Origin of the sequence: Nocardioides sp. Leaf285 (assembly GCF_001422955.1) — a bacterium.
Taxonomy (GTDB): Bacteria; Actinomycetota; Actinomycetes; order Propionibacteriales; family Nocardioidaceae; genus Nocardioides; species Nocardioides kribbensis.
Genome location: NZ_LMNH01000004.1, coordinates 417,336 through 433,457 on the forward strand (window position 1 = coordinate 417,336; position 16,122 = coordinate 433,457).

The 16,122-nt window shown below is 74.0% G+C and carries 13 protein-coding genes; 2 read left to right on the forward strand and 11 right to left on the reverse strand.

Features of this window, described 5'->3' with window-relative positions; translation table 11 throughout:
• Positions 1-263 precede the first annotated feature (263 nt).
• The 4 genes from ASF47_RS16225 to ASF47_RS16240 all read right to left on the reverse strand — a co-directional run bounded on the left by ASF47_RS16225 (position 264) and on the right by ASF47_RS16240 (position 6,287).
• Positions 264-1,868, reverse strand: a complete 1,605-nt coding sequence (locus tag ASF47_RS16225; RefSeq protein WP_056865020.1) for a hypothetical protein — start codon at positions 1,866-1,868, stop codon at positions 264-266.
• Complete coding sequence (locus ASF47_RS16230) at positions 1,843-2,580, reverse strand: ABC transporter ATP-binding protein (RefSeq protein ID WP_056865021.1); 738 nt, start codon at positions 2,578-2,580, stop codon at positions 1,843-1,845. Before ASF47_RS16230 ends, ASF47_RS16225 begins: the two co-directional genes overlap by 26 nt.
• A gap of 201 nt (positions 2,581-2,781) precedes the next feature.
• Positions 2,782-4,989, reverse strand: coding sequence for a 3-hydroxyacyl-CoA dehydrogenase NAD-binding domain-containing protein (locus ASF47_RS16235; protein WP_056865022.1), 2,208 nt, complete (start codon positions 4,987-4,989; stop codon positions 2,782-2,784).
• An 86-nt stretch (positions 4,990-5,075) separates the two neighbouring features.
• Positions 5,076-6,287, reverse strand: coding sequence for an acetyl-CoA C-acetyltransferase (locus tag ASF47_RS16240; RefSeq protein ID WP_056865023.1), 1,212 nt, complete (start codon positions 6,285-6,287; stop codon positions 5,076-5,078).
• Positions 6,288-6,529: 242 nt separating this feature from the next.
• On the opposite strand from ASF47_RS16240, the gene ASF47_RS16245 reads away from it, so the two are divergent.
• Complete coding sequence (locus ASF47_RS16245; protein ID WP_056865024.1) at positions 6,530-7,270, forward strand: MerR family transcriptional regulator; 741 nt, start codon at positions 6,530-6,532, stop codon at positions 7,268-7,270.
• Positions 7,271-7,372: 102 nt separating this feature from the next.
• On the forward strand, positions 7,373-8,266 hold the full coding sequence (locus tag ASF47_RS16250) for an NAD(P)H-binding protein (protein ID WP_056865025.1): 894 nt from the start codon (positions 7,373-7,375) through the stop codon (positions 8,264-8,266).
• A 252-nt stretch (positions 8,267-8,518) separates the two neighbouring features.
• On the opposite strand, the gene ASF47_RS16255 is transcribed toward ASF47_RS16250, so the two are convergent.
• The 7 genes from ASF47_RS16255 to ASF47_RS16285 all read right to left on the reverse strand — a co-directional run bounded on the left by ASF47_RS16255 (position 8,519) and on the right by ASF47_RS16285 (position 15,775).
• Entirely contained in the window at positions 8,519-9,214 is a 696-nt protein-coding gene (locus tag ASF47_RS16255) for a CPBP family intramembrane glutamic endopeptidase (RefSeq protein WP_082500489.1), read from the reverse strand.
• 34 nt (positions 9,215-9,248) lie between these two features.
• The gene (locus tag ASF47_RS16260) at positions 9,249-10,841 is read right to left on the reverse strand and encodes a DEAD/DEAH box helicase (RefSeq protein WP_165699052.1); all 1,593 of its coding nucleotides are present in this window, start codon (positions 10,839-10,841) and stop codon (positions 9,249-9,251) included.
• Positions 10,842-11,079: 238 nt separating this feature from the next.
• Positions 11,080-11,274 (reverse strand): CsbD family protein, encoded by a 195-nt coding sequence (locus tag ASF47_RS16265; protein WP_056865028.1) that lies wholly within the window; start codon positions 11,272-11,274, stop codon positions 11,080-11,082.
• Positions 11,275-11,445: 171 nt separating this feature from the next.
• A complete protein-coding gene (locus tag ASF47_RS16270; RefSeq protein ID WP_082500416.1) occupies positions 11,446-12,954 on the reverse strand; it encodes a flavin-containing monooxygenase in 1,509 nt (502 codons plus the stop codon).
• A gap of 169 nt (positions 12,955-13,123) precedes the next feature.
• A complete protein-coding gene (locus ASF47_RS16275) occupies positions 13,124-13,873 on the reverse strand; it encodes a glutamine amidotransferase (protein ID WP_082500491.1) in 750 nt (249 codons plus the stop codon).
• 117 nt (positions 13,874-13,990) lie between these two features.
• Positions 13,991-14,350 carry a hypothetical protein gene (locus ASF47_RS16280; protein ID WP_156697957.1) on the reverse strand — a complete coding sequence of 120 codons (360 nt, stop codon included), beginning with the start codon at positions 14,348-14,350 and terminating at the stop codon, positions 13,991-13,993.
• 264 nt (positions 14,351-14,614) lie between these two features.
• Entirely contained in the window at positions 14,615-15,775 is a 1,161-nt protein-coding gene (locus tag ASF47_RS16285) for a CaiB/BaiF CoA transferase family protein (RefSeq protein WP_056865030.1), read from the reverse strand.
• Between the last annotated feature and the right edge of the window lie 347 nt (positions 15,776-16,122).

Consider the following 16,122-nt stretch of genomic DNA (forward strand, 5'->3'; position numbering starts at 1 on the left):
GTGGCGGCGCCTCCCGGGGGGCGGGGCCGGCTCGCGGGCCTGCGCGGCGGGACGTCATGCGAGACGTGGAGGCGCATCCACACAGCGCATGACGTCCCGGCGCCGCCGAGCCCGCCCCACCACGTCATACGAGACGTGCAAGCGCATCCACACAGCGCATGACGTCCCGGCGCCGCCGAGCCCGCCCCACCACGTCATACGAGACGTGGAGGCGCATCCACACAGCGCATGACGTCCCCGGCGCCGCCGAGCAGCGCGCGGCGTCAGGCGGTGACGGTCAGCACGACGCGGGCGCGCTCGACGGGGTCGAGCCAGCGGCGGCGGGTGCGCAGCAGGCGCCACGACGACCACGCCAGGAACGGTACGGCGCACAGCACCGGCAGCGCCCACCCCTCGGCGCGGCTGAGCCCGGAGAAGACCAGGCCGGTCACGGTGGTGCTCACCGCGAGGCGGGTGGAGTAGCCGACCATGCCCAGCGGCGGGGCGGGGGTCGCGCGGGCCGAGCGCAGGTCGACCGCGTGGGGGTGGGCCAGCGACCAGCGCATCGCGGCCGCGACCACCTGCACGGTGACCACCGCCAGCGTGGCCGTGATCGCCGCGAGCTCGGCCGCGCTCGGCACCCCGGCGCGCACCGCGGCGATGGCGGTGGTCAGCAGCGAGGCCGCGAGCAGGAACTCCGCCAGCACCCACGCGCGGGCGTCGAAGACCGTGGCGGGGTCGACCGGCAGGCTCTCGCGCCATCGACCGCCGCGGCCGTCGAGGCACCACGCGTTGACCCCGAAGAGCAGCGCGCCGCCCGAGGCGACCAGGCCGGGGAGCACCGTCATGGTGTCCCAGCGCAGCCCGCCCAGCAGGGCGACCAGGCCGGGGCCCACGGCGAGCACCAGCAGCCCGCGTCGCATCGGCACCGCGCGCCACACCGAGGCCCGGTCGGTGCGCACGAGCGCGGTGAGCGGCCAGCGGGCCAGCGGGCGGGCCTCGTGGTGCTCGGTCTCGCTGCCCTGCTCGTCGCGCGGGTGGCGGCGCGCCGCCAGGTGGGCCGGCACGGCGCCGAGGGCGACCGCGAGCAGGGTCGCCACGAGCAGGCCGGCCACGGTGAGGCCCCACCGCGGGCCGGGACCGCCCACGAGGCCGCCCAGCACGGGCACGGTCGGGCCGCGGTCGAGGGCCGGCACCAGCCGACCGGTGGCCTGCAGGGCCAGCCCCGCGGCGAGCACCCCGAGGCCGAGCAGGCGCACAGCCAGGACACCGCCGCGCAGGCGGCGCAGGCCCTCCAGGCTCCAGGCGACGACCTGCGCGAGCGCGGTGGCCAGGGCCAGCCACAGCAGCATGCCGACCTGCGCGGCGGCGAGGTCGGCGCCGCCGCCGGCCGGGCCCACGGCGTAGGCGGTGCTGCCCAGCAGCGTCCAGGCCTGCAGCAGCCAGGCGATGTTGAGGGGTGCGAGGACCAGCGCCCCGAGGTGGTCGGTGGTGGGGCTGACCGGGTGCACCGCGGCCGGGTCGCGCGCCAGCAGCTCGCGCCCGCCCCCGGAGACGACCGCCGAGACCAGGGCCAGCAGCAGGAAGCCCGCCATCGCGGTGGGCAGCAGCAGGAGCACGTCGAGGCTGCGGCCCTCGCCCGGGCCCGCGCCGGGGGTCCACGCCGGCACGACCGCGGCCGCCGCGGTGAGCGCGACGAAGGTGGCGGCAAGGCCGACGAGCACCCCGCGGCTGCGCACGGTGCCGGCGCGGAAGGCGACCAGGTGGCCGGTGTCGACCACGGCCTGCCACGCGTCGGCGGGTGCGGCGCGCCAGCGGGCGGCGGCCCCGGGACGACGCGGCGGGCCGGAGCCGGGCCAGCGCTCAGTCGAGGAGGCCGCGGTAGGCACGCGCGCCGTCCTCCCCCACCATGTCGGCGGCCGGGAGCGTGGCGACCTGGGCACCGCCGCGCAGCACGGTCACGGTCGAGCAGGCCTCGATGGCCAGCTCGCGCAGGTGGGTGGAGACCAGGACGCAGGCGCCGCGGGCGCGGGCGTCGGCGACGACCTCCAGGGTCGCCTCCACGCCGATCGGGTCGACGCCGTCGAAGGGCTCGTCGAGCAGCAGCACGTCGGGCTCGTGCAGCGCGGCCAGCACCACCGAGAGCCGGCGGCCCATGCCGTGGGAGAAGCCGGCCGTCACCCGGTGGGCGACGTCGCCGAGCTCGAAGCGCTCGAGCAGGTCGCGGGCGCGCTGCTCCCAGCCCACCGGGCGGGTGCGCCAGGCACGGTCGAGGCGGCGCAGCCGCGCGGAGAGCTGCACGTGCTCCCACGGCGTCGCGCGGGGCACGAGCCCGCCCACGTCGGGGCAGTAGCCCACCGACTGCTTGACCCGCAGCGGCTCGCGCCGCACGTCGTGGCCCGCGACGCGGGCGGTGCCCGAGGTGGGCGGCACGACGCCGGCGAGCACGCGCATCGTCGTCGACTTGCCCGCGCCGTTGCGGCCCAGGAGGGCGGTGGCCTGGCCGGCGTACGCCACCAGGTCGACCCCCGCGACCGCCTCCACCTCGCCGAAGCGCACGTGGAGGGCGCGCACGTCGACGGCGGGCCGGGGGGAGGTCACGCCACCATCCTGGCCGCGCGGGCGGTGCCCCAGGAGGCCTCCGCGGGCAAATGACCCGGACCGACCAGGGGGTCGGCCGTTCGGAGGACCCGCGGTCTCCGCCGATCGGTCAGGACGCACCGCGGCGGCGGACCCGTCGAGGGTCCGCCGCCGCGGTGTCGTGCCGGTCCGGTGGGCCCGGTAGCCCTCGCGGGCCGGGCGTCAGGCCGGGAAGGACTCGCCCTTCTCCGCCATGGAGCGCAGGTGGGCGGTGGGGGCGAAGCGGTCTCCGTAGCGCTCGGCCAGCTGGTCGGCGCGCTTGACGAAGGCGGCCAGGCCGATCTCGCCGTCGGCGGCCTGGTAGCCGGTCATGTACTGCGCGGCGCCACCGGTCATGGGCGGGAAGCCGATGCCCATGATCGAGCCGATGTTGGCGGCCGCGGCGGAGGTGATGACGCCCTCCTCGAAGCATTTGGCCGTCTCGAGGGCCTCGGCGAAGAGCATCCGCTCCTTCATGTCCTCGAAGGGGATCTGCTCCTCCGCCACCGGGAACTCCTCGGCGAGGCCGGACCAGAGGCCCTGGCGCTTGCCGTCGGCGTACTCGTAGAAGCCCTTGCCCTTGAGGCGCGAGGGGCGCTCGAGCTCGAGCATGCGCTGCACCACGGCGGTGCCGGGGTGGATGGCGTACGGCGTGCCGTCGCGCTCGGCGGCCTCGCGGGTGGCCTTCTCGATCTTGGCCATGAGCTCCATGTTGAGCTCGTCGGTCAGCTGCAGCGTGCCCACGGGGTAGCCCGCCTGCGTCGCGGCGCGCTCCAGGGAGATCGGGTGGGCGCCCTCGGCGAGCATGGCCAGGCCCTCGTTGACGAAGAAGCCGATGACGCGCGAGGTGTAGAACCCGCGGCTGTCGTTGACCACGATCGGCGTCTTGCGGATCTGCTGGACGACGTCGTAGGCCTTGGCCAGCGCCTCGTCGGAGGTCTCGGCGCCGCGGATGATCTCGACCAGCGGCATCTTGTCGACGGGGCTGAAGAAGTGCAGGCCGATGAAGTCCTTCGGGCGGTCGACGCCCTCGGCGAGCTCGGTGATCGGCAGGGTCGAGGTGTTGGAGCACAGCAGCGCGTCGTCGTTGACGTAGGGCGCGACCTCGGCGAAGACCTTGGCCTTGAGCGAGGGGTCCTCGAAGACGGCCTCGATGACCAGGTCGCAGCCGGCCAGGGCGGCGGCGTCGCCGGTGGCGGTGATGCGGCCGAGCAGCTCGGCCTTCTTCTCCTCGGTCGACTTGCCGCGCGAGATGGCCTTGTCGAGCAGGCCCTCGGAGTAGGCCTTGCCCTTGGCGGCGTTCTCGTCGGAGACGTCCTTGAGCACGACCTCCATGCCGGCGCGGGCGCAGGAGTAGGCGATGCCGGCGCCCATCATGCCGGCGCCGAGCACGCCGACCTTGGTGGCCTTGAAGGGCTCGATGCCCTGCGGGCGCATGGAGCCGGACTTGATGGCCTGGAGGTCGAAGAAGAACGCCTGGATCATGTTCTTCGAGCCCTGCTCGGTGATGAGCTTGACCAGGTAGCGCGACTCGATGCGCGAGGCGGTGTCGAAGTCGCGCATGGCGCCCTCGACCGCGGCCGAGAGGATGGCGCGGGCGGCGGGGTAGACCGCGCCCTTGGTCTGCTTGCGCAGCAGTGCCGGGAAGGCGGGCAGGAAGCCGGCCAGGGCCGGGCCCTTGGGGTTGCCGCCGGGCATCTTGTAGCCGGGGGCGTCCCACGGGTTGGTGGTCGCCTCGGGGTGGGCCTTGATCCACGCCTTGGCCGCGGGCAGGAGCTCCTCACGGGTGGCGACCAGCTCGTCGACCAGGCCCTTCTCCTTGGCCTGGGCCGGCTTGAACTGCGTGCCGGTGAGCAGCACCTCCATCAGCCCCGCCTGGAGGCCGAGCAGCCGCACGATGCGGGTCACGCCGCCGCCACCGGGCAGCAGGCCCAGCGACGACTCGGGCAGGCCGAGGGCGACCTTGTCGTCGTCGACGACGATGCGGTGGTTGGTGGCCAGGCAGATCTCGAAGCCGCCGCCGAGCGCGGCGCCGTTGATGGCCGAGACGACCGGCACGGGCAGCTTCTCCAGGCGGCGCAGCGGCTCCTTGACGCCCTCGGCCATCGCGAAGACGCTCGCGGCGTCGTCGGGGGTCGCGGTGACCATGCCCTTGAGGTCGCCGCCGGCGAAGAAGGTCTTCTTCGCGCTGGCGATGACGACGCCGGTGACGCTCGAGGCGTCGGCGGCCAGCTCGTCCTCGATGCGGTCCACGACGGCCTTCATCGAGGAGGTGTAGAGCGCGTTCATGGTGTTGGCCGACTGGTGGGGGTCGTCCAGGGTGAGGGTGACGATGCCGTCGGCGTCCTTGTCGTAGCGGACGGCGGTCTGCTCGGTGGTGGTGGTGCTCATGCGTGTGTGGGTCCTGTCTGGGTCTGTGACGGGCGTCGGCGCGTACGCCGGGAGGGGGCTGGTCGGTCCGCGCGGGTGCGCGGGGCTCAGACCAGCTCGACGATCGTGGCGATGCCCATGCCGCCGCCGACGCAGAGCGTGGCGAGGCCGCGGCGCTGGTCGCGGCGGGCGAGCTCGTCGATGAGGGTGCCGAGGATCATCGCGCCGGTGGCCCCGAGCGGGTGGCCCATGGCGATGGCGCCGCCGTTGACGTTGGTGATCTCGTCGGTGATGCCCATGTCGCGCATGAAGCGCATCGCGACGGCGGCGAAGGCCTCGTTGATCTCGAAGAGGTCGATGTCGCCGACCTCGAGGCCGGCCTTGGCGAGCGCCTTGCGGGCGGCCGGGGCGGGGCCGGTGAGCATGATCGTCGGGTCGGCGCCCGAGACGGCCATCGACACGATCCGGGCGCGCGGGGTCAGACCGAGGTCGACGCCGACCTGCTCGGTGCCGATGGCCATGAGCGCGGCGCCGTCGACGATGCCCGAGGAGTTGCCGGCGTGGTGGACGTGGTCGATCTTCTCGACCCAGTGGTACTTCTCCAGCGCGACGTCGTCGAAGCCCGCGTCGCGACCCATCTGGGCGAAGCTGGGCCGGAGGCCAGCCAGGCCCTCGACCGAGGTGTCGGGGCGGATCAGCTCGTCGTGGTCGAGCACCGTGAGGCCGTTGATGTCCTTGACCGGCACGACGGAGTCGGTGAAGTAGCCGTTGGCCCACGCCTTGGCCGCGCGGTGGTTGGACTCGGCGGCGAAGGCGTCGACGTCCTCGCGGCTCCAGCCCTCGATGGTGGCGATGAGGTCGGCGCCGATGCCCTGGGGCACGAAGCCGGTGGCGAGCGCGGTGGCGGGGTCCTGGGCCCAGGCGCCGCCGTCGGAGCCCATCGGCGCGTTGCTCATCGACTCCACGCCACCGGCGAGGATGAGGTCCTCCATGCCGCCGCGGATGCGACCGGCGGCCTGGTTGACGGCCTCGAGGCCCGAGGCGCAGAAGCGGTTGAGCTGCACGCCGGCGACCGTGTCGGGGTAGCCCGCCTTGAGCGCGGCGGTCTTGGCGATGTCGCCGCCCTGCTCGCCGACGGGGGTGACCACGCCGAGCACCACGTCGTCGACGCGGTGGGGGTCGAGACCGGGGTTGCGCACCTTCAGCTCGTCGAGCAGCCCGACCACGAGGTCGACCGGCTTCACCTCGTGCAGCGATCCGGCGGCCTTGCCCTTGCCGCGCGGTGTGCGGATGTGGTCGTACACGAATGCTTCTGCCATGACCGTCCTCGGTGCTCGATGTCTGTGCGTCGATTGTGACACTATTGCTGTCACTGTCGTCAAGGGATCGCGGCACCGGCCGCGCCCCCGTGCGTGTGTCGGCCACCACACCGGCAGGATGTCCTGCCTGACCGGCAGGTCGCCGCCCCCCCCGCGTCAGCAGGCGGGCGGGCGCCACGGCAGCATCACGACAGGCATCACGACACGCGGCACGACACGCAGCAGCAGGAGGGAGGACGAGGATGGACGAGAACGGCGCCGGGGCCACCAAGGACCTGATGACCCTCGACGAGCTGACCCAGCGCGCCGGGATCAGCGTGCGCAACGTGCGCTTCTACACCACCAAGGGCCTCGTGCCGCCCCCGATCCGTCGCGGCCGCTCCGGCTACTACACCCCCGACCACGTCGCGCGCCTCGAGCTGGTCGCCGAGCTGCAGAGCCACGGCTTCACGCTCTCGGCCATCGAGCGCTACGTCGCAGCGATCCCCGCCGACGCCACCCCCGAGGACATCGCGCTGCACCGCACGATGCTGGCGCCGTGGCAGGCCGACGTGCCCGAGGAGATGAGCGTCGCCGAGCTCGCCACCCGCGCAGGGCGCGAGCTGGGCGAGGACGACCTCTCCACGCTGGCCGCCCTCGGCATCGCCGTGCCGACGCGCCGCGGGCGCTACGCCGTGGCGCTCACCCAGCTGCCGGTGGGGCTGAGCCTGCTCGACCTCGGCTTCCCCACCGAGGCCGCGGTCGCCTCGGCCCAGGTCTACGCCGCCCACGGCCGCCAGCTGGCCGAGGAGCTCAACCAGGTCTTCCGCACGATGGTGTGGCCCGCCTACAAGGAGGCCGGCGCCTCCCCCGAGACCATCCGCGAGGTCGTCGAGCGGCTCAAGCCGCTCTCGATCGCCGGGCTGGTCTCGGCCTACGAGTCGGCCATGGACCAGGCCAAGCGCGACCGGATCGCCGAGCGCGCCCGGCGCAGCACCGACTGACCTGCCCCCGGCCGGCCAGGCGTCCCGGCGGTTTCTCACCCCTCGGGCCCGAGCCCCCCGCTCCTGGGCGGCGGGCCAGGTCGCACCCCCTACGCTGGCCCCATGAGTCTCACCGTCCTCGTCACCGGCGCCACCGGCTTCATCGGGAAGCGGCTGGTGCCTGCGATGGTCGAGGCCGGTCACCACGTCAAGGCCATGACCCGCCACCCCGACACCTACGAGGGCCAGGGCGAGGCGGTCTACGGCGACGTCTTCGACCCGGGCACGCTGGCCGAGCCGCTCACCGACGTCGACGTCGCCATCTACCTGGTGCACTCCCTCGACGACAACGACTTCGAGCGCAAGGACGCCGAGGCCGCCACCGCCTTCGGGCTGGCCGCGGCCGCCAACGGCGTCACCCAGATCGTCTACATGGGCGGGCTCGGCAAGGACGACGACGACCTCTCCCCCCACCTGCGCTCGCGCCGCGAGGTCGAGCAGCTGCTCGGCACCTCCGGGGTGCCCGTCACGGTGCTTCGCGCGGCGATCGTCGTCGGCGCCGGCGGCGTGTCGTGGGAGATGACGCGTGGGCTGGTCAAGAACCTGCCCGCGATGGTCGTGCCGCGCTGGGCCGCCACCCGAACCCAGCCGATCGCGATCGACGACGTCATCCGCTACATCGTGGGCGTCACCGGCAAGGAGGAGGCCTACGACCGGGTCTTCGAGGTCGGCGGCGCCGACCAGCTGAGCTACGTCGGCATGATGCGCGGCGCGGCCAAGGAGATCCTGGGCCGCGACATCCCCATCATCCAGCTGCCCGTGGGCACGCCGGTGCTCTCGTCGTGGTGGATCCGCCTGGTCACCGGCGTCGATACCACCACCGCGGCCAACCTCATCGACTCGATGGGCAACGAGGTCCTGCAGACCGACTACTCCATCCGCGACGTCGTGCCCGGCGAGCCGCTGAGCTACGCCGAGGCCGTGCGCCGCGCCGTGGCCGAGGACGACCAGACCTGAGCCGGGTCCGATGCGGGCGCCCGGCCGTGCGTCATGCGGACCGTGGATGCGCCTCCACGCGACGCATGACGTCCGCAGCACCACCGCGGGGGGAGTCGCGCGGACCGTGGATGCGCCTCCACGCGACGCATGACGTCCGCAGCACCCCTCGGAGGCGTCATGCGGATCGTGGATGCGCCTCCTCGCGACGCATGACGTCAGCGCGCGCCGCCGCGGGAGGGCCCGAGGACGGGTCCGCGGCGCGCAGGACGATCAGAGGAAGATGAGCGGCAGCAGGAAGAGCATCGAGATCGACCACGTCAGGTGGGTCAGGATCGGGGCGAGGATGCCGCCCGAGGCGCGACGCTGCAGGCCGACCACCACGCCGAGGAGCACGGCGGCGAAGGTGAGCATGACGTTGCCGGTGGCCAGCGTGGCCACGGTGTAGGCCACCGTGGTGACCGGCACGGGGTAGCGCGGGGTGGCGGCGTAGGCGCCGCCGCGGAAGAACAGCTCCTCGGCGACGCCGTTGACGGCCGTCACGAAGAGCAGCAGCGGCCAGGGGCCCTCGACGGTGTAGTCGAGCACCGACTGGATCTGGCGCACCAAGGGGTCGAAGAGCGGGATCTCGCGGATCAGCAGCGCGCCGAGCACGAAGACCCCGACCATCGCCGCGCCCAGCAGGATCGGCGAGAGCACCGGGCGGCGCAGCCGCTCGGCGTGCCCGATGCGCCCGAGGTGGAGCGGGCCGGAGGTGAAGGCGCCGAGGATCCACACCGAGGCCAGGACGAGCGTCGAGACGTAGAACCAGCCCGAGCCCGGCTCGATGCGCAGCGAGAAGCCGAGCACGGCGGCGCCGATCACCACGAAGACACCCGTGACGATCTGGCGCCGCCTCAGCACGGCGGGGTCGTCCCGGTGGTCGCGAGGCACGACGTCCCACAGGGACCGTCTGACGAACTCACGCACCGGGCTCACTCCTCCCACCTTACGTCGCCTGCGGTCAGCCCCGGCGTCCGCTGAAGGACGCGGCGCTGTGGCTCGAGCCACCCTGCCCCGACCCACCGGTACGCCGGGCAGCGCCCGACCGCCCGCCGGGCCCGCCGGCGGGCTTGGCCGCACCGGAGCCCTGGCCGCGCCCGCGACCCTGGCCGCCCTGGCCGCCGCCCTGCGAGGACGAGCCGGAGCCGCCCGAGGAGGTGCCGCCGCCGCTGCGACGACGGCGGGTGCCGCCGCCCGCGCCGCCGGTGCCGCGGCCGCCGGAGCGACCCGAGCCGCCACCGCTGCCGCCGGAGCCGCGCGGGGCGGGCTCGGGGGTGCTGACGCCGAGGCCGCCGGGCACGAGGACGCGCTCACCGGGGGCCAGCGTGGTGAGGATCGGGTGGGAGATCGTGTCGACCTTGGTGATGGTCGGCTTGATGCCGGCCGCGCGGGTCAGGTCGCGCACGTCGCGCACCTGCTCGGCGGTCATCAGGGTGATCACGGTGCCGGCCGCGCCCGCGCGCGCCGTGCGGCCCGAGCGGTGCAGGTAGGCCTTGTGCTCGGCCGGCGGGTCGGCGTGGACCACGAGGGCCACGTCGTCGACGTGGATGCCGCGGGCCGCGATGTCGGTGGCGACCAGCGTGTTGGCCTGGCCGGCGTGGAAGGCGTCCATGTTGCGCACGCGCGCGTTCTGCGACAGGTTGCCGTGCAGCTCGACGGCGGGCACGCCGTTCTTGTTGAGCTGGCGGGCCAGGGCCTTGGCGCCGTGCTTGGTGCGGGTGAAGACCACGGTGCGACCGGGCGCGCTGGCCAGGTCGACCAGCACCGGCACGCGCTGCTCGCGCGAGAGGTGCAGCACGTGGTGGTCCATCTTGGCCACCGGCGACTGCGCGGAGTCGGCGGAGTGGGTGACGGGGTTGCGCAGGAAGCGCTTGACCAGCACGTCGATGGCGTTGTCGAGGGTGGCCGAGAAGAGCAGGCGCTGGCTCTCGACGGGGGTCTTCTCCAGGATCCGGCGCACGCCGGGCAGGAAGCCGAGGTCGGCCATGTGGTCGGCCTCGTCGAGCACGGTGACCTCGATGGAGCCCAGCTGGCAGTGGCCCTGGGAGATGAGGTCCTCGAGGCGGCCGGGGCAGGCCAGCACGATGTCGGTGCCGCGGCGCAGCCCGGCGACCTGGGGGTTCTGGCCCACGCCGCCGAAGACGGTCTGGGTGGTGAGGCCGGCGGCCTTGGCCAGCGGCTTGAGGGCCTCGTGGATCTGGTTGACCAGCTCGCGGGTCGGGGCCAGCACGAGCGCGCGGGGGCGCTTGGCCGTCGCGGGCAGCGACGACTCGACGAGGCGGGCCACCAGCGGCAGCAGGAACGCGAAGGTCTTGCCGGAGCCGGTGCGGCCGCGGCCGAGCACGTCGCGCCCGGCCAGCGAGTCGGGCAGCGTCGCGGCCTGGATCGGGGTGGGGGAGGTGATGCCGTCGCGGGCGAGGATCGCCACGAGGTCGGCGGGCACGCCGAGGGCGGCGAAGCTCGGGGAGCCCGCGCCGGCGGTGCCGGAGGAACGGGTGGAGGAAGCGTTGGACGAAGCGTTGGACGATGCGTTGGACACGAAGAAGTCACTCACTGTGGGCGTGTCTCGCCAATGATTGGCTGCACGACTGGCCCGTGACGGGCGAGAGGAGCGGGTGCCTCCGACGGAGGCGGCGCGCGGACCGGGTGGTGCGGGTCCGGCGGAGCCCGAGGCAAGACGGAACGGGCTGCCCCCCAGTCTAGGGGTGCAGCCCGTCGATCGAGATTCGACGCGGTGTGCGTCTGGTCTCAGCCGGCCCTCCCGGCCGCGGTGCGCGGCGGGAGGGCAGGTCTCACTTGGTGAGGCCGTCCTTGATGTCCTTGGCGGCGTCCTTGAGCTTCTCGACGCCCTGCTTGACGCCGGCCGAGGCCTGGTCGCCCTTGCCCTCCGCCTCGAGCTGCTCGTCGCCGGTCGCGCGGCCGGTGGTCTCCTTGGCCTTGCCGCCGAGCTCCTCGGACTTGTTGCTGATCTTGTCGCCGATGCCCATCACGTGCTCCGTTCGTTGGGGTGTCCCCCTCGGGCGAGGGGTGCGTACTGCTGTCCAGTGCACCACCGTGCACCGAGTCGGGCCTCACCCCTGGGGTGAGCGCGGGGTGCGCCCCGCGTCACACCGGGGCGCCCGTGGCGTACGCCGGACCGGTGCGGGCGGGCGGGCGGGTCAGGAGAAGGCCAGGGCCTCGTCGTCGATGCGGTCGCGGCGGATGGTGCGCACGTCCTGGAGGTAGTTCTGCCGCAGCATCCACGGCGCGCGGTCGCCCTGCTTGGGCAGGTCGTCGAGGGCGCGCTGGATGTAGCCGGAGGCGAGGTCCATGAAGGGTCGCTCCCCCACCGACTCGTCGCGCACGGGCACCACGGCGCGCAGGCCGTGCTCGTCGAGGTGGGAGAGCAGGCGCACGACGTACTCCCCCACCAGGTCGGCCTTGAGGGTCCACGAGGCGTTGGTGTAGCCGATCGTGTAGGCGAAGTTGGGCACGCCGCTGAGCATGAGGCCCTTGTAGGACATCGCCTGGGAGACGTCGATCCGCTCCCCGTCGAGGCTGAGCTCGAGGCCGCCGAAGGCGAGCAGCTTCAGGCCCGTGGCGGTGACGATGATGTCGGCGTCGAGGTGCTCCCCGGAGGTCAGCGCGATGCCGGTCTCGTCGAAGGTCTCGATGGTGTCGGTGACCACCGAGGCCTGACCGGCGCGCAGGGCCTTGAAGAGGTCGCCGTCGGGCACGACGCACAGGCGCTGGTCCCACGGGTCGTAGGACGGCTGGAAGTGCTCGTCGAAGGAGACGCCCTCGGGCAGCTGGGGCTCGGTGAAGCGGCGGATGACGGCCTTGGCCTGCCGCGGGAAGCGGCGGGCGAGCTGGTAGCTGGCCACCAGGCGCAGCACGTTCTTCCACCGCACGACCGGGTAGGTCACCGCGGCCGGCAGGGGCAGCTTGTCGAACAGCCGCGACCAGGGGTCCTCGCCGGGCTGCGGGAGGATGTAGGTGGGCGTGCGCTGGAGCATGGTGATGTGCTCGGTCGTGCCGGCCATCGAGGGCAGCAGCGTGATCGCGGTGGCGCCCGAGCCGATGACGACGACCCTCTTGCCGGCGTAGTCGAGGTCCTCGGGCCAGTGCTGGGGGTGCACGACCTGGCCCTGGAAGCGCTCGCGGCCGGGGAAGACCGGGGTGTGGCCCTCCTCGTAGTCGTAGTAGCCCGTGGCGCCCCACAGGAAGCTGCAGGTCATGGTGAGCGGCTTGCCGTCGCGCTCGATGCGCACCGTCCAGCGCGCGGCCGCGGAGTCCCAGTCGGCGCCGAGGACCTTGTGGTGGTAGCGGACGAGGCGGTCGACGTCCTGCTCGCGGGCGACCGTGCGCACGTAGTCGAGGATCAGGCCGCCGTCGGCCAGCGCGGTGTGGCTGGGCCAGGGCCGCCAGCGGTAGCCGAAGGTGAACATGTCGGAGTCCGAGCGCACGCCGGGGTAGCGGAAGAGGTCCCACGTGCCGCCGCTGGCCCCGCGGCTCTCCAGCACCGCCACGCTGCGACCGGGGTGGCCCGCGCGCAGCTGGCAGGCCGCGCCGATGCCCGAGAGGCCGGCGCCGACGATGAGGACGTCGACGTGCTCGACCCCGCTGGGGGGCGTGGCGGAGGTGGACTCGCGGGTGCCGGTCGCAGGGGCGCTGGTCTCGCTGCTCATGGGCCGACGGTAGCCCGGTCCGCGGCTTGTTGACAGATGTTCAGCAAGAGGTCTGCCTCACGGTCCGTACGCCGGGGACGCTGCGGCCGGGCGGGGCCGGACGGGGGGCGGCGGGGTCGGACGGGGGCGGGCCGGTTCGGGCCGGGGTCGCGGGCCGGCCGGGGCGGTGTCAGTCGCGGGCGAAGAGCTCGACGAAGCGGGTGAGCAGGCGCTGGGGCTCGGTGACGACGGCGGCGCGGGCGCGGGCCTGGAGGGTGGCGGCGCCGCCGGGCTCGAAGTAGCCGTGCTCGGCGTAGACCTCGATGCGGGTGCAGATGCCCTCGACGTCGAGCTCGGGGTGGAACTGCGTGGCCCAGACCCGCTCGCCCAGCCGGAAGGCCTGCACCGGGCAGGTCGCCGACGACGCCAGCAGCACCGCCCCCTCGGGCAGGCGGGCCACCGCCTCCTTGTGGCCCAGGAAGGCCTGGAAGCGGTCGGGCAGGCCCCCGAAGAGCGCGTCGGTGCGTCCGGCCTCGGTGAGGGTGATGGTCTGCGCCCCGATCGGCTCGGGGTGGGAGCGGTCGACCACGCCGCCGCGCAGCACCCCGAGGGTGCCGATGCCGTAGCAGGCGCCGAGGAAGGGGTGGTCGGCCGCGACGACCCGCTCGGCGAGGTCGGCCAGCTCGGCCTCGGCCCGGCGCTGCGCGGTGCTCTTGGCCTCGACGGGGTCGCTGACGTTGTAGGGCCCGCCCCCGAGCACGATGCCCGACCAGGCGTCGAGGTCGACCGGCCCGCCGAGCGCGTCGAGGAGCGACTCGCGCTCCAGGCGCACGCGGCGCAGCTCGCGCTCGGCCAGGCCGGTGCAGCGCAGGACCGCGTCGTACTCACCGTCGGCGGCGAGGTCCTCCGCGCGGGTGCCGAGGAAGAGGAACGGCTTCACGGGGCCAGTGTGCCGGGCGCCGGGCGAGGGGGTGGCACCGGCGGGCGTGCGCGACAGGGTCCTGGGGCCGCACGGCTCCGCGCCCTCCCCGCGGGCCCCCGTCACCCAGCGACCTGCTCAGGGGCCGACGAGAACGATGCCGTCGGCCGAGGTGCGATCGACGCACGCCGCGACGAGCTCGGCGACCGCGGCGGAGTCCAGCACGTCAGCAAGGTCGGTGGCGGCCTCGTAGTGACCCCCTCCTCCGCGGAACCCCTCGCCGAGAACGGCGCTGGTGCCGTCGCTCAGCCCGACCTCCCCGGCCTCCTCGTCCCAGGTCGTGCCGGCGGGCCAGACGACGACCTCGCTGCCGAGGAGCAGGCAGCCTTCACGCTGGGTGAGGACGCCCCCGACCTCGGCCGAGGGGTAGCTCTCCCATGCGCCAGCAGGCGTGAGGACAGGGCCGGTCTCGACGGGGCTCGCCCCCCGGTCCTCCACGGAGGGGTCCTCAGCGCCGCAGGCGACCAGAGCCGCCGCGAGCAGGACCACGACACCGGACGCCCCCACGTGCTCGAGACGACCTCCACGGCGCGACCTCCGACGTCTCGATCCGTGCGCGGCGCTCGTCCCGACCGCCCTTCGAACCTGCACCATCGCCACCCCACGGGTCGTCGCCTGCCGCCTCGTCGCGGCCTGTCCCCAACGGACGCGCACGACCGGCCGGCGGTTCCCCGGAACGTCGAAGGGCGTGCGACCCCCGGGTCAGTCGGCCTGCACCGCGACGCCGCGCGCGAGCAGGCCGTCGACGTCGGCGACGCCCCACGCGGCGAGCGCGTCGCGGGTCTGGCGGCCGGCCTTGTCGGGCGGGGGCGTGGAGAGCGTGGCCCCGGTGCGGGAGAAGCGGGGCGCGGGGGCCGGCTGGAGGCGGCCCTCGTGCTCGACGAGGGTGCCGCGGGCGGCGAGGTGGGGGTGGTCCTTGGCCTCGGTGACCGGGATGATCCCGGCGACGCAGGCGTCGGTGCCCTCGAAGAGCTCGACCCAGTCGGCCTGGGTGCGGCTGCGGAAGGTGTCGGCGAAGAGGGCGCGCATCTCGTCGTAGCGCTCCAGCTCGTGCTGGCCGGGGCAGGTCTCCTTGACGCCGAGCAGGGTGACGAGGGCGTCGAAGAACTGCGGCTCGAGGGCGCCGACGCTCATGTGGCGCCCGTCGGAGGTCTCGTAGACGTCGTAGAAGGGGGCGCCGCCGTCGAGGAGGTTGGCCGCGCGCTCCTCGCGGAAGATGCCCGCGCCGACGAAGGCGGTGGTCATGGCGTTGACGTGGGCGGTGCCGTCGACGATCGCGCCGTCGACGACCTGGCCCCGGCCGCTCGCCTTCGCCTCGAGGAGCGCGGCGAGGATGCCGATCACGAGGTACGTCGAGCCGCCGCCGAAGTCGCCGACCAGGTTGGTCGGGAAGTGCGGTCGCGACGGGTCCTGGCCGAGACCGAAGAGGGCGCCGGTGATGGCGATGTAGTTCATGTCGTGCCCGGCGGCGTGGGCCAGCGGGCCGGTCTGGCCCCAGCCGGTCATGCGCGCGTAGACCAGGCGCGGGTTGCGGGCGTGGCAGTCGTCGGGGCCGAGACCGAGGCGCTCGGTGACGCCGGGGCGCATGCCCTCGACCAGCACGTCGGCGCTCGCCACGAGGTCGAGCACGGTCTGCACCGCCTCGGGGCTCTTCAGGTCGAGCGCGACGCTGGGCCGGCCGCGGTTGAGCAGGTCGTGGCTGCCGCCGCTGAGCACCTGGCCCCCCGGGCGCTCGACCCGGATCACGTCGGCGCCCAGGTCGGCCAGGATCATGCAGGCGTGCGGGCCCGGCCCGATCCCCGCGATCTCCACGACCTTCACGCCCCGCAGTGGTCCCGTGCCCTGACCCAGCTCGTAGCTCATGCGCGCATCATGCCCCAGATGCTGACAGAAGTGGTGTCACGGTCGGGTGCTGGGCGGGGCGCGGTCGGGATCGGGCCGGGGACCGGGCCGCGGGTGGGGCCGTCCAGCGCGATTGCGCCGGTTGCGCAGGCCGGGGCCGCCGAGGACTGCGGCAGCCGCGCACACCGCACGACGCGCCCAGCCCGGCTGCGCGTGGGCCGTCCAGCGCAATTGCGCGGTTCGCGCAGGCCGGGGCCGCCCGCGAACGCACCAGCCACGCACACCGCGCCGTCCCCAGCCCGCCGCCGGCGCAAGTGCGCGATCGGTGCGCTCCAGCCGCGCCATTGCGCGATCGGGGCTGCGGCGGC